The sequence below is a fragment of the Pseudomonas sp. GD03858 genome, assembly GCF_029840925.1.
In the GTDB taxonomy this organism is placed as follows: Bacteria; Pseudomonadota; Gammaproteobacteria; order Pseudomonadales; family Pseudomonadaceae; genus Aquipseudomonas.
The window spans coordinates 1-17,247 of the sequence record NZ_JAOCDM010000121.1 but is presented as its reverse complement, the minus strand read 5'-3'; the positions used below and the strand labels follow the sequence as shown (position 1 = coordinate 17,247).

Genomic DNA, 17,247 nt, shown 5'->3' with positions numbered 1-17,247 from the left:
CCCCACACCACCGTGGGCAAGACCAAGTTCTACCAGGGTGAAAAGCATACCGACCCGCTGTTCTGCATCGAACCCGGCATCCCTTGCCAGCACGCACGGGAACAGGCTTCGGAGTTGATGGGCTGCGTGTGCGACCTGACCATCACCGGGATCATGGAGGACAAGCCTCAGTTGATCTGGGCGTCGTATTACCTGAGCGCGCTGGCCAAGGCGCTGATGGATGATGCGGAGTTGGGGATGAAACACTGACTTCACAGGTAAACGCGGCCCCTGTAGGAGCGGCCTTGTGTCGCGAAAGGGGTGCGTAGCAGCCCCGGCAATCTTCGCAACACATCAGAAACCGGGGGCCGCTTTGCGGCCCTTTCGCGACGCAAGGCCGCTCCTACAGGTTGTGCATAGGCTTGAATGGGTTGTCAGGGCGAAACGGCCTGCAGGCGACTGTCGATTGTCTGCTTCAAGTCATGAACATACCGCTCGAAACATTCGCTGGCCTGCTCCAGCGTCACTTCGGGGCCAGACTCGCACGCCGCCCAACAGGACCATAGTGAGAAGACCGATCTGGCGCGGCAGTAGTGCAGCGCGATGATCGGCTCCTCTTCTTCGTCCATCGAGGCGTAGTAAAAATCCTGAGCCCCACAGGTAGCCACGGACGCCAGCCATTGCGCCATCACGTTCGCCAATTCGAGCAGCAGGCAATACTCGACCTGCAAGAAAACCTGCCCTTTCACTTCAATGCGCAGGCGGCCCTCGGTAAAGGCCGCCGCGTTGTAGCCCGACATGTCTTCCGGCAATGTGAGCAATTCAAAGTCGACCTTCATCGGTGTTCGCCTGCCCTGAACGTCTATCAGCGCTTACCCAGCATCGCCTGGCGCTCCCGCCAGATCGCCTGCACGAACGGATCGGTCACGCCATACAGGCCATGCCCCCGGCGAATGATCAGGTTCGCCGCCAGCAACTCATTGGCCACCGGCTGGATTTCTTCCACCCGCACTTCACGCCCCACGAACGTCGAATACTCCCCCGCCGCCTCGCTGGAGAACACGCCCCGCGTCTCACCATCCACAGAGGCGATCCGGGCGAAAATGGCCTGGGCCAGCACGCCCAGTTCCTCGACCTTCATCAGTTCCAGGTCGGCCGCCGCCGAACGCAACGTGGCCGCGATCACCGGTAGCACCACATCCGCCCCAGAACCGAGGCTGGGCGAGTGAATCAACTGACGCAGGGCACGGATGAACTCTTCAGGCCGGCTGCCCAGTGTCTTGAACGCCTCCGTCGCCACCTCCAGCGAGGGCAGGTTGTCGAGGCCATCTGCGGCGAGCCGCTGGAGCCAGAACGCGACATAGCCCTCGTCCAGCACCGGATAAGCCACGTTGGTGGCGCCGGCAAACGCCTGGTTACGCCGGGCGGTCAGCTCGTTGACCATCGCCCGGTGCGAGCCGGTGCCGATGAACAGGAAATGCCCAGGCGTCGCGGGCCTTGGGTTGATGGCGTCACGCGCGGCCTTCAGGGCCAGCATCATCTGCTGCCCGTCTTCTGTGGTGATGGCATGCTGCACTTCGTCGACGATCAGCACGACAGTCGCCTTGGCCTGGTCCACCGCTTCGGTCAGCGCTTCGGCGAGTGTCACGCCGCCTGCTTCACCCAGGGTATCGAGGTTGAAACCGAACTTGAAACCGGCCAGCTCCACCTCGGCGCCACGCACGCGCCTGAGACGCTGCATGAACGACGAGGTCGGTGTCTGCAGTTCGAGCAGGGCTTTGCGCACGGCAGCCAGCACCAGCTTCACCGGGCTTGTCTGGGTGTCGCTCCACAGGTCGACGTAGATCACCAGTGCGCCCTGCGCCTCCAGTGCCGGGATCAGATCGTTCTTGAGGAAGGTGGTCTTGCCCGTCCGGCGCAGGCCGGACAGGAACAACCCGGAACGCAGGCCGATATCCAGTGCAGAGGGCTTGAGCAGTTGCCTGGCCATATCGGCCGCCAGTTCCGGGCGCAGGAAAATGTCAGCCATGGGTTTATCCTGAATTATGAGCTACCAATAATTATTGGCCTGGAATAATTCCGTGTAAAGCTGTAGTGGCATACACATCACCTCAAGACTCAACCTCCATAAGCCCCGGCGTGGGCTTGCTGAACCCCGCCGTCAGCCACATCAGGTACAACCCGCCACACACAAGCCAAGCCACCCCGGCCAGTATCACCACCGTGTTCAACAGCGACAGCAGATACAGGTTCACCCCAATCGCCAGCAGCGGAAACACCACGAACCCTACCCCACTCAACCGCTGCTTGCGCCGCTCACGCCGGTAGTACGCAATCACGCAGACATTCACCGCCGCAAACGCCAGGAACGCGCCGAAGTTGATCAGCGAAGCGGCCGAGCTCACATCCGCGCCGATCCCGATCAACCCCAGCCCGGCAATCAGCAGCAAGTTGAACACCGGCGTGCGCGCCCTGCCCTGCAACTTGGCGAAATAACGCGGCGGCAGCACGCCTTCGCGGCCCATGAAGTACAGCAAGCGGCTGGCACTGACCTGCACCGCCAGGCACGAGGCGAAGCCGGCGACGATGCCGCCGAGGTTGACGAAGTCAGCGAAGAACTGCCCGCCCACCTCGATCGACAACGCGTAGGTCGCGGTCTGCGGGTCGGCGAACTGGCCGCCGGGGTGGCTCAGTTGCATCAGGTAGGCCACCGCTGTGAACAGCAGCCCGCCCACACTGATCACCAGCAACACCGCCCGGGGGATGTCGCGCTTGGGCTGCTCGGCCTCCTCGGCCAGGGTGGTCACGGCGTCGAACCCGAGGAACGAATAGGCAGCGATGGCGGCGGCTGCGGTGAGGCCGGTCAAGGTGCTGTGCTCGTTCCATACGGGGTGGGTGAAGCCGACCTGGGGCTGGCCGGCCACATAGCGCAGGCAGTAGCCAATGAACAGCAGCACCAGGGCCACGCTGAAGACCGTGAGCACTTTGTTCAAGCGGTCGGTCAGGGTCATGCCGCTGACGGTCACCGCCGTGGTCAGGCCGATGTTGATCAGCAGCCAGCACCAGGTGGGCACCTGCGGGAACTGGGCGTTGAGGAACACCGACTGCAGCAGCCAGGCGACCATGGGCATGAACAGGTAGGCCAGCAGCACCGCCCAGCCGACCACGAAGCCGCAGCCGGGGCCGAGCAGGCGCTTGGCGTAGTAGTAGGCCGAACCGGACACCGGGAACAGGCGCGACAGCTTGGCGTAGCTCAGGGCCGACAGCAGCATGGCGCCAGTGGCCAGCAGGAAGGCGCTGGGGGCGATGCCGTCGCTGCGTTCGGAGATCACGCCGAAGATCACCATGGCCAGGCTCGGGCACATGTAGGCCAGGCCGAAGACAGTCAGGGAGGTCAGGGAAAGTTTTGCGGGGGTGGCGTCAGGCATGGGTGGCCTCCTGGCGCGCAGGGGCGATGCCACGGGCCGGGCCGTGAGCGAAATGAGCCATGGGTCATCCTCTTGTGATTGTTCTAGGAAATTGCCAAGCCGGTCTGCAGCACGCTAAGCAGGTGCAGCAGGTGCAGGTACAGGTACAGGTACAGGTACAGGTACAGGTACAGGTACAGGTACAGGGAATACAGCGTGGGAGCGGGCTTGCCCCGCGATGCAGGCAATGTGGTGGATGGCACCGGCCTTGCCGGTGATCGCGGGGCAAGCCCGCTCCCACGCTACGACCGCGAAGCCCGCTCCCACGCTGCGGCCGTGAAGCCCGCTCCTACGCTACGACCACGAAGCCCGCTCTCACGCGGCTTCCTGGTGGTCACGCGCAAGGAAGCTGCCAGCCCAGTATGCGGATCCTGGTGCGGATTCCTATAACGTCGAAGGATTAACCTGGGGGTAATGGCGCGGGGGAATCACGGCGCCGGTTGCAGGCTGGCGAGGTCTTCGCCGGCCAGGAACAGCAGCGAGAACAGCTCGCTCTGGGAGTTCACGTCCAGCTTGCGGTACACGTTGCGGCGATGGACCTTCACCGTCTCGGCCGACAGCTTGAGCTTGATGGCCGTCTCCTTGTTCGAATGCCCCGACAAGATCAGCCGCACCACGTCCAGCTCCCGCGCCGTGAGCACCGACTCCAGCTGCCGCCTTGCCTCGTCGCGCCCCTGGGCCAGGCCCAGCGCGGGCTTGGCCGGTGCGCATTCGGGCAGTTGCTCGAAGTGCAGACGCTGGCGCAGCAGGCCGATCAGCCAGGGGCGCACCAGCTCCAGCTGGGCGATGGCCTGGGCGTCGAAACGCGAGCGCCCGCCCAGCGACAGGCACAGCGTGCGCCCATCGCCCAGGGCCAGGTTGAACTGCACCTCGTCGGCGACCACGTTGTGGGTGAAGTACAGGCGGTAGTAGTCGGTCTGCTGGAACTGCTCCGGGGCCACGTCGGCCAGGCGCACCAGGCCGGTAAGCGACCGCTCGCGGCTGCTGATGTAGAACGGGTCGAGCAAGTACAAACCATTGGCGTACACGCTCACCAGCGGGTCGATGCCCTCGCGCTCGTAGGGGCTCTGGTCGAAGATCAGCGGCTTGTCATGGCTGAACAGCAACGCAACCCAGGTATCCACCTCGACGAAGTCGCCGAGCAGCGTCGCCAGGGTGCGCCAGAAGCTCGGCCGGTCGAGGTGCTCGATGCATTGGCCCACACCCTGGTGCCACGAAAGATCCTGCAGGCTCAAGCTCATGCCCTACCCCCGGGTTAACCCGTCGAAGTGATTGTTTTGCCAGTGATTGTTTTCATACTTGCACCACCCTTCGCAAATGTCACTCGCCCGCGGAAGGGTCGGGCCCAGCGAGACGGATTGCCCATGAAGATCGAAGTGGTACAGACGACAACCCGCGACGGCGACACCGCCCACAACCTGCGCGGCATCCTCGAGACCCTGGCCCAGTGCGCGCCGGACACCGATATCCTGCTGTTCCCTGAGTCGCACCTGACCGGTTTTCTCACCGCGGACGACGTCGGCATGCTGTCCGAAGCCGTCGACGGCGATGCCGTGCAGGCAGTGGTCGCGGCGGCGCGCCAGCACAATGTCGCGGTGGTGCTGGGGCTGTACGAGAACGACGGCGGCACGTTCTACAACACCACCCTGTTCATCGCCCCTGAAGGCATCCTGCTCACCTACCGCAAGACCCACCTGTGGTTGCCGGAGCACGGCATCGTGGTACCGGGCGACCGTTTCGCCACCGTCGAATGGCGCGGCGTGCGCCTGGGCCTGTTGATCTGCTACGACAGCGAATTCCCCGAGACGGCGCGGGCACTGAAGGCCTTGGGCGCGCAGTTGATGCTGATCACCGATGGCCTGGCCGAACCGGAGGATCATGTGCACCGGGTGTCGGTGATGGCGCGGGCGATGGAGAACCAGGTGTTCGCCGTGGTCGCCAACCGCGTGGGCGATGGGCCGGATGGTTGCGTGTTCGTGGGGGCGAGCCTGGCGGTGGACCCGTATGGCCGGACGTTGTTCGAGGCCGGGCGCGGTGAGTCGCGGCATAGCGTGACCCTGGACCTGTCGCTGATTAGCAAGGCCCGTGCCTTCCATGACTACAGCGCCAACCAGCGCATCCGGTTGCCGGGTGAGCAGATGGAGCATGCCGACGGGGTGCGGGAGTTGATCATCGGTTAGCTATCTAAACATCAGCCCTTTCAAGGTTGTTGCAATGTCTGGGATATGACCGATCCAATTCAAGATTGCCGGGGGCGCTTTGCGCCCCTTTCGCGACGCAAGGCCGCTCCTACAGGCGACCGCGCGCCCCTGTAGGAGCGGCCTTGTGTCGCGAAAGGGCTGCAAAGCAGCCCCGGCAAGTCCAAGTCGAACGCCAATTATCAACACCTTGAAAGGGCGGCCTCTAACTACCAGCCCTACAGCGTAAACACGATCCGCTCACTGGCATTACGCTGCCAGGCCTGCTCCACATCATTCAACGGCACGGCCTCGGCCTGCACCTTCATGCCCGCCGGCTCGATGGCGCGCAGCAGCGCCCCCACCACTTCCACCAGCTTCTCATTGGAGACACTGCCCAGGCCGGAACCCATCATCTCAAGGCCAGTACTGCGCAGCACCCCGGGATTCATCGGCAAGGTCGCCCCCGCCAGGGCACCGATATTGACGAAGCGCACACGCGGCGCCGCGGCCCCTTTCGCATAGCCGGTCAGGGCGTCGAACACACAAGCAGCCGGCGCGCCCCACAGGTAGTCGAGGACGATATCGATGCCTTTGCCCTGGATCTCGCCGCGCAGGGCGGCGGTCAGTTGCTCGGTGGGCTGGTCGAGGCAGATGAAGGCATCCGCGCCCAGTTCGCGCAGCTCTGCTTCAACGGCAGGGTTCCTGGCCGTGGCGACCACGCGGGCGGCGCCCAGGTGCTTGGCCACCTGGATCGCCAGGCGGCCCGAGGCGCCGGCAGCGCCGTTCACCAGCACGCGCTCGCCCGGCTGGAAATGCGCCCGCTCCTGCAGCGCCGCCCACGAGGACATGCCAGGGTTGGCGATGGCGGCGGCGGTGATGTCGTCGATACCCTCCGGCACCTCCACGCAGTAGCGGGCGTCGACCGCGACCGTCTCGGCCATGGCACCGATCGGGCCACGGGGAAAGGCAAAGTAGACCCGGCGACCGTCCTCCAGCAGGCCGACACCGTCGGCGCCCGGTACGCAGGGCAGCGTCTTCGAACTGCTGTAGTGCTTGCCACTGGCCTGGGCGCGTACCAACTGGCTGAGCGCGGCGGCTCGGACCTTGACCAGCACCTCGCCGGGGGCGGCCTGTGGCGCATCGATCTCGCCAAACCGGGGCGGCTGGTCGAAGGCATGGACAATCGCGGCTTTCATTCATCTACTCCAGAAAATCAGCTGAGGCCTACAGCCTGTTAGGATGGAACAAGACTGTCATTCCGACGCGACAAAGCGTAGGCCATCACGGTGCCTCGCTCAATGTTAAAACTATTAATTTCATTAAATTAATTAGTTTTAACAATGACATTTCGTCATTCCCAAGTAGGTTATCGATGCCCGATTGCAGCAACGCCACGCCCGAAACGGCCCCGGACCATCGCGTGGTGCTGGCCGAGAAAAAACGCGCGCTGATGCAGGCCCGCTTGCTCGACGCCGCCATGGCGGTGTTTGCCGAAACCGCCAGCGGCGCCCCGGTGATCGACGATGTGATCCGCCGGGCGGAGGTGTCGCGGGGCACGTTCTACCGCTACTTCACGTCGCTGGACGAGGTGCTGGTCGCGCTGGGCCAGCGCCTGAGCGACCAGATGACCACCGATATCCTGGCGCTCTACGACGTGCTCGAAGAACCCTGGCAGCGGATCTCGGTGGGCTTTCGGGTGTTCCTGGTGCGCGCCATGCTGGATCGACGGTGGGCGGGGTTCGTCATCCGCGTCGATGCCTGGACCCACCGCGCGCTGGTCGCGCGCTACATCACCCAGGACCTGGAGCGCGGGCGCGCGGCCGGCTACCTGGCGTTCGACCGCACCGACGCCGCCACCCACTTGCTGATGGGCGCCTCCGCCCATTGCATCCAGGCGATCCTGCACGGCGTGGAGGACGTCAACGCCTACATGGATGCCTGCGTGCGCATGGCGATGAGCAGCGTGGGGTTGGCGCCGGCGCTGTGCCGGCTTGGGGTGGATTTCTCGTTGAGGTATGTCCAGGACTGGGGAACCGGGGCGCTGGGGCTGCCCCACCCGCAGTGGGCGGCGAACCTCGACACACCGCAGGGGCAGGCGTTTCTGCGCTTTCGTCGGGAGGCGGGCTGAAGGCTGGTGTTAGTGCCGACAGCACAGGCAGCCACTGACCCGCGGCTGATCGGGATCGTTTCCGAGAAACGAGACCATCACCTCCATTCCCGTTCGCGGAGGCGTGACAGCACAACACCAATCTGACGCCACCGTCAGCCAGCAACAGCTCTTGTCGTCGAACCTGTCCTCAGGATCCCAGGGGAATTTGACCTGAATCCTGGCAAGGCGCCGATCACACCGGCCCTCGTCATCCTCCACGGCAATGACCAAGGCGGTCTGGCTCTCCGCCACCCGGGGCTTGGCATGAACCAGAGGTGGACGATAAAGCACGCCCCACGGCAGCACCGCCTGGCCATCGGCAAACACCAGCACATGACCTTGGGCACTGTGCCGGAAGTGGAAGCGGATGCCCTCTTCTTCACACAAGCGCTGGACGAAATGCAGATCCGTTTCGCCATACTGGGTGCGGTAATCGCGCTCGGGATAGCTCTCGCTCAGCTCGAAGCGATAAGCGTCCCCCACGATGCCATGCTCTTCCAGGATCAAGGCCACGATCCCGGGCACCGAGAACTGTTGGAAGATCCTCTGGTTGATGCGATGGCGCAGGTAGGACAAATGCGGCACCAGGCTCAGCCTGTAACGCGTCGAACGCGGACCCTGCCCTACCTGTGCAATGTGGTAGATCCGCCCATGGATGCCATCGCCGTTCCTGTCGAAGCTGAAGAACGCCTCGAGGTCGAGGAAGCATTCGAGGTCCAGGCCAGGCCGTTCGCTGGCCAGTTCCACGTTGAAGAAGAATGGCCTGTTGGCCACCGCTTCCCCGCTGTAGCCGAGCACCTGGAAATCGTGCTCCACGCCTTCGATCATCAAACTCAAGTGTGTCTTATGGGCTGGGCTGAACATCCGCTGTTCTCCTCCGGCATAAGATGAAGTCAGGTGCGCAGGACCATCGCCCGCCTTGCCTGAGCAGCCGGGTTCCGCGAGGCCCTGGTGTTTCGCTGGGTGCTTGGATCAGGCAGCCACAGGCAAACTTGGTCGATGCGCTGCCCGATACAGGCTTGCACCGGGCAGTTGGCATCTTGTCAATTCAGGTCAAACGCCACTCTTCACCTTGGTCCAGACCCGCGTGCGGATCCGCTCCAGTTTCAACGGCAACGGCTCGAGCGGGATCAACGTGGCAACCGTCTTCTTGTCGGGGTAGATCCACGGATTGTCCCGCAGCGCCTGCTCGACGAACTGGGTGGCGTCCTTGTTGGCGTTGGGGTACAGGGTGTGGTTCGAGGTCTTGGCGATCACTTCCGGGCGCATCATGTAGTTGATGAACGCCATGCCTGCCTTGGGATGCGGCGCATCCTTGAGCAGCACCAGGTTTTCCGACCACACCAGCGCGCCTTCGCGCGGCAGGCTGTAGACGATCCGCCGCCCGGTGTTGTTCTTCTCGTTGAGGGCCTGCGCGGCCAGGGCGCCGTTGGCCCAACCCACCACCGCACAGATATTGCCGTCGGCCATGTCGGCGTCGATGCGCGAGGAGTCGAAATACAGCACGTACGGACGGATCTTCATCAGCAGGTCTTGCGCCTTCTGGTAATCCGCCGGGTTGCTGCTGTTGCTGGGCAGACCCAGGTAGTTCAGGGCAATCGAGATGATTTCGCTGGGCGAGTCAAGCATCGCCACGCCACAGGATTTGAGCTTGCTGATGTTCTCTTGCTTGAAGATCAGGTCCCAGCTGTCCACCGGCGCCTGGTCGCCCAACGCGGCCTTGACCTTGTCGATGTCGTAGCCGATGCCGGTGGTGCCCCACAGGTAGGGCACCGCGTAGCGATTGCCGGGGTCGTTGACCGCCAGCTGGGCAAGGATATCGGGGTCGATATGCGACAGGTTGCCCAGTTGCGCTCGGTCCAGCGGCTGCAGCACGCCCGCCGCGATCAGGCTGGGTAGCACGTTGGAGGTCGCCACCACCACGTCGTAGCCAGTGCGCCCGGCCATGACCTTGCTCTGCATGATGTCGGCGCTGTCGAACGCGTCCATGCGCACGCGGGTGCCGGTTTCCTGTTCGAACGCCTTCGGCGTCTCCGGCGCGAGCAGCCCGAACCAGTTGTACAGGTGCATCCCGGGCTCGGCGGCCAGCACCGAGGTGCTGATCCCTGCGCAGAGCAGCGAGGCCGACAAAAGGGTTCGCAAACGTGACCTTCTCATGCAACATCCTTATCGAGACGATGTATCTTCGCGGCCATCCTAGGCCCAGTGAGCGACTATACCGGGCAGGAGCGGATAGTAAATACCTCGGAATACTTACCTCTGACTCGCGGCTGCCAAACCCAATAGGGGTAGAAAATGCCGTATGTGAAGGGGCTTTACCTGCTGGACCCGTTCTACATCGCCAATCGGGAAAACCCGCAGAGCGGTCTCTTCCACCTGCTGGATATCGCGCCGGAGTACTTTCTCGAGACCGAGTGCTACCACCCGTATTTCGCCCACTACATCTGGGCCGGTGAGGCGCAGTACAACGTTCAACTCGACGCCGACCGGCAGGCCGTCAAGGGGCCGTGGCCAGCGCCTCGATGACCAAGACCGCCAACCCGATCGAACACATGACCCCCACACCGTAACTCACCGTCCGCCATGGTTGGATGCCCGCCAGGTAGGTCGCCGTGTGCAGTATCCGCGCGACGGTGAATACCCCCATCAGCCAGGCGCTCGTGGTCGACGGTGTTGCCAGCGCAACTGTCAGCCCAGACAACGCCAGGAACAGCGGGATGTTCTCCAGATCATTGCGCCAGGCCTGCATGGCCCGCATGACCTGCGGTAATTCCGCAGGGCAAGCCGAACGGTTGAACACCGCAGCATCCTCGCTGTTGGTGAAGGCCAGGAAACGCAGGCGGAAATAACCCTGGTAGCAAGAAATCGCCAGCATCTTGAAAAACAGCGCCACCACGCAGCAGGCATAGACCTGCAGGGCGCCGCTCATGCCCCGCGCCTCTGCGCAAAGCCCCTGACCACCAGATACAGCAGCGGTCCCACAGAAACGAACACCGCCGTCAGCAACAGATAGGGCAAGACACCGAGCAACGATCCGCTTCGCTTGCGCTGGTCGCTCACCATCCACGCACAACCCAGCCCGGCCATCACATACAGGTCGATGACGACCTGGGCCGTATCTGGCCGGGACATCAGGTCAAGGCCAAAGGCGATGAGCGATTGATCCGCGATCACCAAGGTCCAGCCGGTGTACAGGGTAAACAGCAGCAATACCGGTAGCGCGATCCATTCAGCTTTCATTGTCTGTTCCTTGGCAGGGACCTGTAGGAGCGGGCTTGCCCCGCGATGCAGGCGCTGCGGAGCCCCGGTCAAATCAAAGAATTATGTTTTGTTCCATGAACGCGATCTGGCTTTCACGGTAGTGATAGAGTCGTCCCCGCCTCAATGACCTCACAGGTCATGGACGCATCAGCCAAGGACAGCCAGAGTCGAAGCATGAGCACTTCTCCCTTTCACTCCACGCAGACACCCGCCATTACCGATGCCGGAGAGCACCTGCGCCGCCTGCGCCGCCAGGCCGGCCTCAGCCAGCTCGACCTGGCGCTGTTGGCGGGCCTGTCGCAGCGCCACCTGAGCTGTGTGGAAACCGGCCGCGCCAAGGCCAGCCCCGGGACCCTGCATGCCCTGCTCAGCGCGCTGGACGTACCGCTCGAACACTGCAACGAAGTATTCCTCGCCGCTGGCTATGCGCCGCGCTACATCACCTCCGTACCGCACGCCCCAGCCCTGAAGATGGTGCACGACGCCGTGCAGCACATCCTGCAGGCCAACAACCCCGCACCGGCCATCGTCATCGCCAGCAACTGGGACATCACCGCGGCCAATGCCAGTGCCGGGCTGTTGTTCACAATGGCCGGTATCCCAACGAGCAGCACTTCGAACCTCAACCTGCTAGACACGCTGCTACACCCGGGCGGGCTAGGGGATCATCTGGTCAATGCCGACGAGATACGCGCGATCGCCTGGCAGCGGGCGGCCAGGGAGGCGCTGAGCAATCCCGAACTGGCGCAGCGGCTGCTGGGTTTGCCCGCACCACCCGCGCTGTCGCCGCACGCACCGCTGTCACCGGTGGTGCTGACCCGCGTGCGCGCGGGCGAGGGCGAACTGCGTTTTTTGTCCACCTTCACCACCTTCGGCATGCCGCTGGATATCACCGTGGCTTCGCTGCGCATCGAGCATCTGGTTCCCGCCGATGATGAAACGTGGCGAACCATGAAGACGGCCTACGCCGAGTGGCTGGCGAGCACAGAAAAACCTGATCAAGCGCGAACCGCACATTCGCAATAATGGCTCATGGCCACATCCGTACTTCCCCCGCCATCGCTCAACCGCTAAGCTCCTGCGCGCCAGTGCCCGGCGCTGGACACACAGGACGACCGAATCGCTCAGGAGCCACCATGACGTATTTCAAAGCCACCGCCGCCGCCATCGCCCTCGCTTCACTGGTAGGCTGTGCGACCAGCCGTTCCGAAGTGGACGTGAGCGGCCCTGCCCCACAAGCCGCGACCGCCGGCCAAGGGCAGCAGGTGTACATCAGCGCCGTGGACGAGCGCGTGTTCCAGATCGACCCGCGCAGCGCCGATATTCCTTCGCTGAAAAACGATGAAATCCACGACACCCGCATCACCGAGCGAGCCATCGGGCGCAAGCGCAACGGCTTCGGCAAAGGGCTGGGCGATGTGGTACTGCCTTCGGGCCGTACCGTATCGCAGTTGGTGGGCAACGCGGTTGCCGCCGCCTACCAGCAGGCCGGCTACCAGGTCGTCAGCGCGCCCTCGCCGACTGCCGCGGCAGTGAACGTGCACATCATCGAGTACTGGTCCTGGTTCTCCCCCGGCGCATTCACCGTGGCCGTCAACAACAAGGCCCACCTGAAAATCGAACACCCGGATGCGGCGCCACTGGAAGTCGTCACCAACACACGCGACAGCATGCAGGTGGCAACCGACAGCGACTGGAAGACCATCAACGAACAAGGCCTGAACGCCATCGTGACCGAGACCGGCAAGCAACTGGGCAAGAACCGGCCATAAGCGTCACACTCGTGGCGGCCTTCGGTGACAGGCCGCCACGGGTAGCATGAGCGCCGTCACGCCTCGGCCACCTGCCCGCCTGTCGAGCCTGCGTCGATCACCATCCCCTCCCGCATCCTTTGCGCATCCCGGCTGAAGCAACGCGACGCCGCCAGCAGAAACACCATGGTCAGCAGCAGCGCCACGGGGATCAGGTACATCGCGTCATGCAGGCCCTGGGCCTTGAACGCCTCGCTCATCGCCAACTCGCCCGCCGCCGCCATGGCCGCCACGGCGAAATGGTCCGACAGCCCGCCGACCACCACCGGCCCCAGCCCGCCGCCGAGCAGGTACAGCCCGGCGAAGAACAGCGCCATGGCCGTGGCCCGCAGGCGTGGCTGCACCACGTCCTGAATGGCGGTGTACACGCAGGTGTAGAAGTTGTACGAGAACAGCCAGCCAATGCCGAAGACCGCCACGAACAGCCCCAGCTCGATGCGCCCGGCATGCAGCGCCCAGGCGGTGCACAGGGCGGCCACCAGCATGCTCAGCGCGGCGAACACCAGGCGGCCGTTGGCAAAGCGCTGGTGCACCTTGTCGGCCACCCAGCCGCCGAGGGTCAGGCCCACCAGGCCACTCAGCCCGACGATCATCCCGGTGGCCACCGCCGCGTCATGCAGGGGCAGCGCGAAGTAGCGCTGCAGCATCGGCACCATGAACGAGTTGCAGGCGTAGGTGGCGAAGTTGAACGTCAGCCCCGCCAGCACCAGCCAGGCGAAGGTCGGCACGCTCAGCACCCGGCGCAAGGGTCGGTCCAGCGGTGCCTGGGCGGTGACCACGGCCTCCGCCGCGCCCCGCGCCGGCTCACGGATCATGAAGATGAGCAGCGCCAATAGCATGCCGGGCACGGCGGCGATGAAGAACGGCGCGCGCCAGCTGCCGAACGCCTCGACCATCGCGCCGATGGTGAAGAAGGCCAGCAGCAGGCCCAATGGCAAGCCGAGCATGAAAATACCCATCGCCCTCGCCCGCCGGCCAGCGGGGAACAGATCACCGATCAGCGAGTTGGCGGCTGGCGCGTAGCTGGCCTCGCCGATGCCCACGCCCATGCGCACCAGCAAGAAGCTCCAGAAGCTGCCGACCATGCCGTTGACCGCCGTCAACCCGCTCCACGCCACCAGGCCCCAGCCCATGAGCTTGCTGCGCGAACCGGTGTCGGCCAGACGCGCCAGCGGCACCCCGGCAATCGCGTAGACCAGGGTGAAGGCGGTGCCGATGATGCCGATCTGGAAGTCGCTCAGGTGCCATTCCAGGCGGATCGGTTCGATGACGATGGCGGGGATGGTGCGGTCGAAGAAGTTGAACAGGTTGGCCAGGAACAACAGGAAGAGGATGCGCCAGGCGTTGGACGCTTGGGTGGCGGTGGGCATAGTCGGGGTCCCTCGTTATTGTCGTTGGGGCATCCAGCACGCCACACGGAATCTAGAGGGGGATCAGGGAAAACGTCTGCCAACATTGATCGCATTGATAGCGAGAGATGGCCGAAACACACACCACGGTGGGGCAAGCCGATGGGCTTGCCCGCCGTTGACCATGGCCCGGTCACGTATCCACGGCTCGAATGCGCTACGCCACGCTCAGCTCAACTGAGCGATCAACACCGCATTGCTGTAGATCAGGCTGCCGTCGCTGGCTCGGTGCCCGACCAGATGGAACTGGCCCCGCTGGTCGTCGCTCAGGTAGACCCGCAGGCGACAGTCGGACAAGGGGCCGTAACCCTCGGGCAGGATCAGGTTCAAGGTCTCCATGTCGACATCCACCATCGCCTCGGCCTCGTGGCTCTGCTGCAGGCGCTCCTCGGCCTGCTCCAACGCGGTGTGGGTCGGGCCCTGGATATCGAAATGGATGTCGCCCACCGGGGTGGACCGGCGATCACCGCTACCTTTGTACCAACCTTCGATCGTCAACGTGCTCATGGCCAATCCTCATCAAGCGGAGCGTTTTTGCTCATTGCTGAAGGTGTTGACTGGCGTCTGGCGCCAATCGTTCAGGTTTTCCTGGTGCTCCGCCGTCGGCCTGGCCGCTCAGCACGATCCCACGCCCCGCCTGCGTCTCCCCGTCGAGGCCGCGCTCGAGCAGGTAGCGCGCCGGCGGCTTGCCCATGGCCTTGCGGAACATGGTGACGAAACCACTGGCGCTCTCATAGCCCAAGCCCAGGGCGACGGCCTGCACGCTCTCTCCCAAGGTCAGGCGCTGCAGCGAAAGAATCACATGCAGTTGCCGCCGCCAGCGGCCAAAGCTCATGCCGACTTCCTGCTGCAACAGCCGGCTCATGCTGCGCTCGCTCATGCCGATGCGCCGGGCCCATTCGCCGCTCGGCGCCGCGCTCGCCGGGTCGGCCAGCAGCCCTTGGGTCAGCTGGCGCAGCCGACGGTCGCTGGGCATGGGCAGGTGCAGGTCTTCGACGGGGGCTGCGCACAGTTCGTCCAGCAACGTGGCGATCAACCGCCCCTGGGGACCCTGTTCGGCATACAGCGGCGCGAATCCACTGGCCTTGAGCAGCAGCTCGCGCAGCAGCGGCGATACCGACAGCGTGCAGCACCTGGCCGGCAGGTGCTCGACCGCCTCCGGCTCGACGAACAGGCAGTAACACTCGGTTTCACCCGAACCACGCGTCGAATGCAACATCCCGCCGGGGATCCAGACCGCGCACTGCGGCGGCACGATCCAGACCCCCGTTTCCACCTCGCAGTCGAGCATGCCGCGCACGGTATAGATCAGCTGCCCCTTGCGATGGCGATGAGGCGCAAGCTCCCAGTCCTGCCCCACCCGGGCCGCGCTCAGCGCAATGACCTGCCGGGGGATGGCATCGACATCCCAGGCGTGAGCCAGGTGCTCGGTGGTGATGGCTTCCACACGACCTATCCTTGGCCATCGATCTGGCCGAAATGAAAAACAGAATGACAGGCTTTCGCAATGACGTACACAGGGCCGGCCGTTATCGTGCAACGGTGTCATCGAGGCCCTTGGCCATAAAGGCTGACACGTCGCGACCCACTCCGAGGACAAGCACGATGCTACTGGATATCACCCATTTCCCACTGGTCTGGATGGCGATCGGCAACACCGCCATCGACACCCACGATGAAGGCTTCGCCGCCTTCGAAGCGCTGCTGTCACGCGCGCAACCGTTCGTATTGCTGGATGCCGAACGTGCCCGGCAACAAGAACACGAACACACCCACGAGGAACAGAAGCAGCTGTCACTGTGGATGAAGCGACACAAGACTGCGCTGCGCACCTGGGTCAAGGGGCAGGTGCTCATCGAACCGGACACCGGCCGGCAACAAGCCGCCCGTGCGTTCGCCCCCAAATTCGAAGCCTTCTGGGGTTATCCGCTGTTCGTCGTGCCCACCCGTGAGGAGGCTGTGCAGGTGGCGCACCGCGTGCTGGCACAGTGAGGGAATCAGCATGACCCTGGTTGCCATCAACACGGTGGAAATCGATATCGCCAAAGGCTCGACCGCAGCGGTTCTGGCGCAACTCGAAGCCCTGCTGGAAGTGCTCAATCGCACCTCGGGTTGCATGGCCTACAGTCTGGCGCGCAGAGGAGCTTCGGACGAAGCCTGGCTCATCAGCGGTCATTGGGACTGCATCGAACGCATGACCGCGCACTTCGACCTGCCCTGCCTGGGCATGCTGTTCGACCTGACGGCGCGACGGTTGGTGACGACACTGCGCTTCGCCAGCGTTCAGGTTCCACCGAGCTAGGCGAGCCTGGCTCCCGGGTTCGCCGAGCGCGATACAGCGTCCCCCTGGAAGAAGTTCGATCGCGAAAATTCCTACAACTCTTTGGGAGGTCGACACCTACCTGGAATTGAGTGGCTCGCTAGCATCCGTTTCTCACTGAACGTGCCTGGTCGAAAACGAGGTCCTGGAATGACCAATGGCCAATTGAACGGATATCTGATGCCTAGCCAATCAAATGAACACGCTGCACCTCAACGGGCGGCAAAACCGCTAGTGCTCGAAGACTCGACCGGGCACTCAGCCCACCGCGTCGATGCCAGCGGCAAGCCGAGCGGTTCCGGTTACCCTGCCGACCCCGACTTCCGGCTGCGCGGCAACTACGCCAACCCGATGGTCGATGCCGCCATGCCGCTGTTCGGCCTGGTGATGCGCCTGCGCACCCTCGACGAGCTGCCCAACATCGACAAGGTGCACGCCAAGGTGCGCGAGCAGATCAGCGCCATCCAGGAAGAAATGCGCCAGCACGACTACGAGTCCGCGCAACTGCTGGCCTACTCCTACGCCCTGTGCCTGCATCTGGACGAAGCCGTCATGTCCCGGCCCTGGGGCCGCAACTCCTGCTGGAGCCAGGAACCGCTGCTGAGCATCTTCCACCACGAGACCTGGGGCGGCGAGAAGGTCTTCACCGTGCTCACGCGCATGATGCAGGA

The 17,247-nt window shown here is 63.9% G+C and carries 21 protein-coding genes and 1 pseudogene; 9 read left to right on the top strand and 13 right to left on the bottom strand.

Annotated features, from left to right (window positions below; all coding sequences use genetic code 11):
* Positions 1 to 249: DUF3077 domain-containing protein (locus N5D48_RS22725; protein WP_279888164.1), on the top strand; the 249-nt coding region annotated here is incomplete at its 5' end.
* A gap of 164 nt (positions 250 to 413) precedes the next feature.
* On the opposite strand, the gene N5D48_RS22720 is transcribed toward N5D48_RS22725, so the two are convergent.
* The 5 genes from N5D48_RS22720 to N5D48_RS22700 form a co-directional block, all read right to left on the bottom strand.
* Positions 414 to 818, bottom strand: coding sequence for a hypothetical protein (locus N5D48_RS22720; RefSeq protein ID WP_279888163.1), 405 nt, complete (start codon positions 816 to 818; stop codon positions 414 to 416).
* Positions 819 to 844: 26 nt separating this feature from the next.
* Entirely contained in the window at positions 845 to 2,008 is a 1,164-nt protein-coding gene (locus tag N5D48_RS22715; RefSeq protein ID WP_279888161.1) for an AAA family ATPase, read from the bottom strand.
* Between the two features lie 82 nt (positions 2,009 to 2,090).
* Entirely contained in the window at positions 2,091 to 3,407 is a 1,317-nt protein-coding gene (locus N5D48_RS22710) for an APC family permease (protein ID WP_279888160.1), read from the bottom strand.
* Between the two features lie 83 nt (positions 3,408 to 3,490).
* The gene (locus tag N5D48_RS22705; RefSeq protein WP_279888159.1) at positions 3,491 to 3,649 is read right to left on the bottom strand and encodes a hypothetical protein; all 159 of its coding nucleotides are present in this window, start codon (positions 3,647 to 3,649) and stop codon (positions 3,491 to 3,493) included.
* A gap of 225 nt (positions 3,650 to 3,874) precedes the next feature.
* On the bottom strand, positions 3,875 to 4,687 hold the full coding sequence (locus N5D48_RS22700) for a LuxR C-terminal-related transcriptional regulator (RefSeq protein WP_279888157.1): 813 nt from the start codon (positions 4,685 to 4,687) through the stop codon (positions 3,875 to 3,877).
* Positions 4,688 to 4,810: 123 nt separating this feature from the next.
* Here N5D48_RS22700 and N5D48_RS22695 point away from each other — a divergent pair, with 123 nt between their 5' ends.
* The gene (locus tag N5D48_RS22695) at positions 4,811 to 5,626 is read left to right on the top strand and encodes a carbon-nitrogen hydrolase family protein (protein WP_279888155.1); all 816 of its coding nucleotides are present in this window, start codon (positions 4,811 to 4,813) and stop codon (positions 5,624 to 5,626) included.
* A gap of 236 nt (positions 5,627 to 5,862) precedes the next feature.
* Here N5D48_RS22695 and N5D48_RS22690 read toward each other — a convergent pair whose 3' ends face one another.
* Positions 5,863 to 6,822 carry a zinc-binding alcohol dehydrogenase family protein gene (locus N5D48_RS22690; RefSeq protein WP_279888153.1) on the bottom strand — a complete coding sequence of 320 codons (960 nt, stop codon included), beginning with the start codon at positions 6,820 to 6,822 and terminating at the stop codon, positions 5,863 to 5,865.
* A 176-nt stretch (positions 6,823 to 6,998) separates the two neighbouring features.
* On the opposite strand from N5D48_RS22690, the gene N5D48_RS22685 reads away from it, so the two are divergent.
* Positions 6,999 to 7,754: a TetR/AcrR family transcriptional regulator gene (locus N5D48_RS22685; RefSeq protein WP_279888151.1), complete on the top strand. Its 756-nt coding sequence runs from the start codon at positions 6,999 to 7,001 to the stop codon at positions 7,752 to 7,754.
* Between the two features lie 9 nt (positions 7,755 to 7,763).
* On the opposite strand, the gene N5D48_RS22680 is transcribed toward N5D48_RS22685, so the two are convergent.
* Complete coding sequence (locus N5D48_RS22680) at positions 7,764 to 8,639, bottom strand: contractile injection system protein, VgrG/Pvc8 family (protein ID WP_279888149.1); 876 nt, start codon at positions 8,637 to 8,639, stop codon at positions 7,764 to 7,766.
* A gap of 189 nt (positions 8,640 to 8,828) precedes the next feature.
* On the bottom strand, positions 8,829 to 9,932 hold the full coding sequence (locus N5D48_RS22675) for a polyamine ABC transporter substrate-binding protein (protein ID WP_279888147.1): 1,104 nt from the start codon (positions 9,930 to 9,932) through the stop codon (positions 8,829 to 8,831).
* A 144-nt stretch (positions 9,933 to 10,076) separates the two neighbouring features.
* Here N5D48_RS22675 and N5D48_RS22670 point away from each other — a divergent pair.
* Positions 10,077 to 10,265: pseudogene (locus N5D48_RS22670) on the top strand (helix-turn-helix transcriptional regulator); the annotation flags it as partial.
* Between the two features lie 7 nt (positions 10,266 to 10,272).
* Here the strand turns inward: N5D48_RS22670 and N5D48_RS22665 are convergent.
* Positions 10,273 to 10,704 (bottom strand): MAPEG family protein, encoded by a 432-nt coding sequence (locus tag N5D48_RS22665; RefSeq protein ID WP_279888145.1) that lies wholly within the window; start codon positions 10,702 to 10,704, stop codon positions 10,273 to 10,275.
* A complete protein-coding gene (locus tag N5D48_RS22660; RefSeq protein WP_279888143.1) occupies positions 10,701 to 11,015 on the bottom strand; it encodes a DUF2834 domain-containing protein in 315 nt (104 codons plus the stop codon). Before N5D48_RS22660 ends, N5D48_RS22665 begins: the two co-directional genes overlap by 4 nt.
* A 195-nt stretch (positions 11,016 to 11,210) precedes the next feature.
* Here N5D48_RS22660 and N5D48_RS22655 point away from each other — a divergent pair, with 195 nt between their 5' ends.
* Both N5D48_RS22655 and N5D48_RS22650 read left to right on the top strand, forming a co-directional pair.
* Positions 11,211 to 12,062, top strand: a complete 852-nt coding sequence (locus tag N5D48_RS22655) for a helix-turn-helix domain-containing protein (RefSeq protein WP_279888142.1) — start codon at positions 11,211 to 11,213, stop codon at positions 12,060 to 12,062.
* A gap of 110 nt (positions 12,063 to 12,172) precedes the next feature.
* A complete protein-coding gene (locus N5D48_RS22650; protein ID WP_279888141.1) occupies positions 12,173 to 12,808 on the top strand; it encodes a flagellar biosynthesis protein in 636 nt (211 codons plus the stop codon).
* A 56-nt stretch (positions 12,809 to 12,864) separates the two neighbouring features.
* Here the strand turns inward: N5D48_RS22650 and N5D48_RS22645 are convergent, their stop codons facing one another.
* The 3 genes from N5D48_RS22645 to N5D48_RS22635 all read right to left on the bottom strand — a co-directional run bounded on the left by N5D48_RS22645 (position 12,865) and on the right by N5D48_RS22635 (position 15,703).
* A complete protein-coding gene (locus tag N5D48_RS22645) occupies positions 12,865 to 14,217 on the bottom strand; it encodes an MFS transporter (protein WP_279888140.1) in 1,353 nt (450 codons plus the stop codon).
* A 207-nt stretch (positions 14,218 to 14,424) separates the two neighbouring features.
* Positions 14,425 to 14,763: a hypothetical protein gene (locus N5D48_RS22640; RefSeq protein WP_279888138.1), complete on the bottom strand. Its 339-nt coding sequence runs from the start codon at positions 14,761 to 14,763 to the stop codon at positions 14,425 to 14,427.
* Positions 14,764 to 14,794: 31 nt separating this feature from the next.
* Positions 14,795 to 15,703 carry a helix-turn-helix transcriptional regulator gene (locus tag N5D48_RS22635; RefSeq protein ID WP_279888136.1) on the bottom strand — a complete coding sequence of 303 codons (909 nt, stop codon included), beginning with the start codon at positions 15,701 to 15,703 and terminating at the stop codon, positions 14,795 to 14,797.
* Between the two features lie 158 nt (positions 15,704 to 15,861).
* Here N5D48_RS22635 and N5D48_RS22630 point away from each other — a divergent pair, with 158 nt between their 5' ends.
* The 3 genes from N5D48_RS22630 to icmH all read left to right on the top strand — a co-directional run.
* On the top strand, positions 15,862 to 16,248 hold the full coding sequence (locus N5D48_RS22630) for a hypothetical protein (RefSeq protein WP_279888134.1): 387 nt from the start codon (positions 15,862 to 15,864) through the stop codon (positions 16,246 to 16,248).
* A 10-nt stretch (positions 16,249 to 16,258) separates the two neighbouring features.
* Entirely contained in the window at positions 16,259 to 16,558 is a 300-nt protein-coding gene (locus N5D48_RS22625; RefSeq protein ID WP_279888133.1) for an antibiotic biosynthesis monooxygenase, read from the top strand.
* 252 nt (positions 16,559 to 16,810) lie between these two features.
* The coding region (gene icmH, locus N5D48_RS22620; protein ID WP_279888131.1) for a type IVB secretion system protein IcmH/DotU at positions 16,811 to 17,247 on the top strand (437 nt) is incomplete at its 3' end.

Coding starts and splice junctions, on each gene's coding strand:
- N5D48_RS22720 (WP_279888163.1), bottom strand. CDS start 818: ATGAAGGTCGACTTTGAATTGCTCACATTGCCGGAAGACATGTCGGGC.
- N5D48_RS22715 (WP_279888161.1), bottom strand. CDS start 2,008: ATGGCTGACATTTTCCTGCGCCCGGAACTGGCGGCCGATATGGCCAGG.
- N5D48_RS22710 (WP_279888160.1), bottom strand. CDS start 3,407: ATGCCTGACGCCACCCCCGCAAAACTTTCCCTGACCTCCCTGACTGTC.
- N5D48_RS22700 (WP_279888157.1), bottom strand. CDS start 4,687: ATGAGCTTGAGCCTGCAGGATCTTTCGTGGCACCAGGGTGTGGGCCAA.
- N5D48_RS22695 (WP_279888155.1), top strand. CDS start 4,811: ATGAAGATCGAAGTGGTACAGACGACAACCCGCGACGGCGACACCGCC.
- N5D48_RS22690 (WP_279888153.1), bottom strand. CDS start 6,822: ATGAAAGCCGCGATTGTCCATGCCTTCGACCAGCCGCCCCGGTTTGGC.
- N5D48_RS22685 (WP_279888151.1), top strand. CDS start 6,999: ATGCCCGATTGCAGCAACGCCACGCCCGAAACGGCCCCGGACCATCGC.
- N5D48_RS22680 (WP_279888149.1), bottom strand. CDS start 8,639: ATGTTCAGCCCAGCCCATAAGACACACTTGAGTTTGATGATCGAAGGC.
- N5D48_RS22675 (WP_279888147.1), bottom strand. CDS start 9,932: ATGAGAAGGTCACGTTTGCGAACCCTTTTGTCGGCCTCGCTGCTCTGC.
- N5D48_RS22665 (WP_279888145.1), bottom strand. CDS start 10,704: ATGAGCGGCGCCCTGCAGGTCTATGCCTGCTGCGTGGTGGCGCTGTTT.
- N5D48_RS22660 (WP_279888143.1), bottom strand. CDS start 11,015: ATGAAAGCTGAATGGATCGCGCTACCGGTATTGCTGCTGTTTACCCTG.
- N5D48_RS22655 (WP_279888142.1), top strand. CDS start 11,211: ATGAGCACTTCTCCCTTTCACTCCACGCAGACACCCGCCATTACCGAT.
- N5D48_RS22650 (WP_279888141.1), top strand. CDS start 12,173: ATGACGTATTTCAAAGCCACCGCCGCCGCCATCGCCCTCGCTTCACTG.
- N5D48_RS22645 (WP_279888140.1), bottom strand. CDS start 14,217: ATGCCCACCGCCACCCAAGCGTCCAACGCCTGGCGCATCCTCTTCCTG.
- N5D48_RS22640 (WP_279888138.1), bottom strand. CDS start 14,763: ATGAGCACGTTGACGATCGAAGGTTGGTACAAAGGTAGCGGTGATCGC.
- N5D48_RS22630 (WP_279888134.1), top strand. CDS start 15,862: ATGCTACTGGATATCACCCATTTCCCACTGGTCTGGATGGCGATCGGC.
- N5D48_RS22625 (WP_279888133.1), top strand. CDS start 16,259: ATGACCCTGGTTGCCATCAACACGGTGGAAATCGATATCGCCAAAGGC.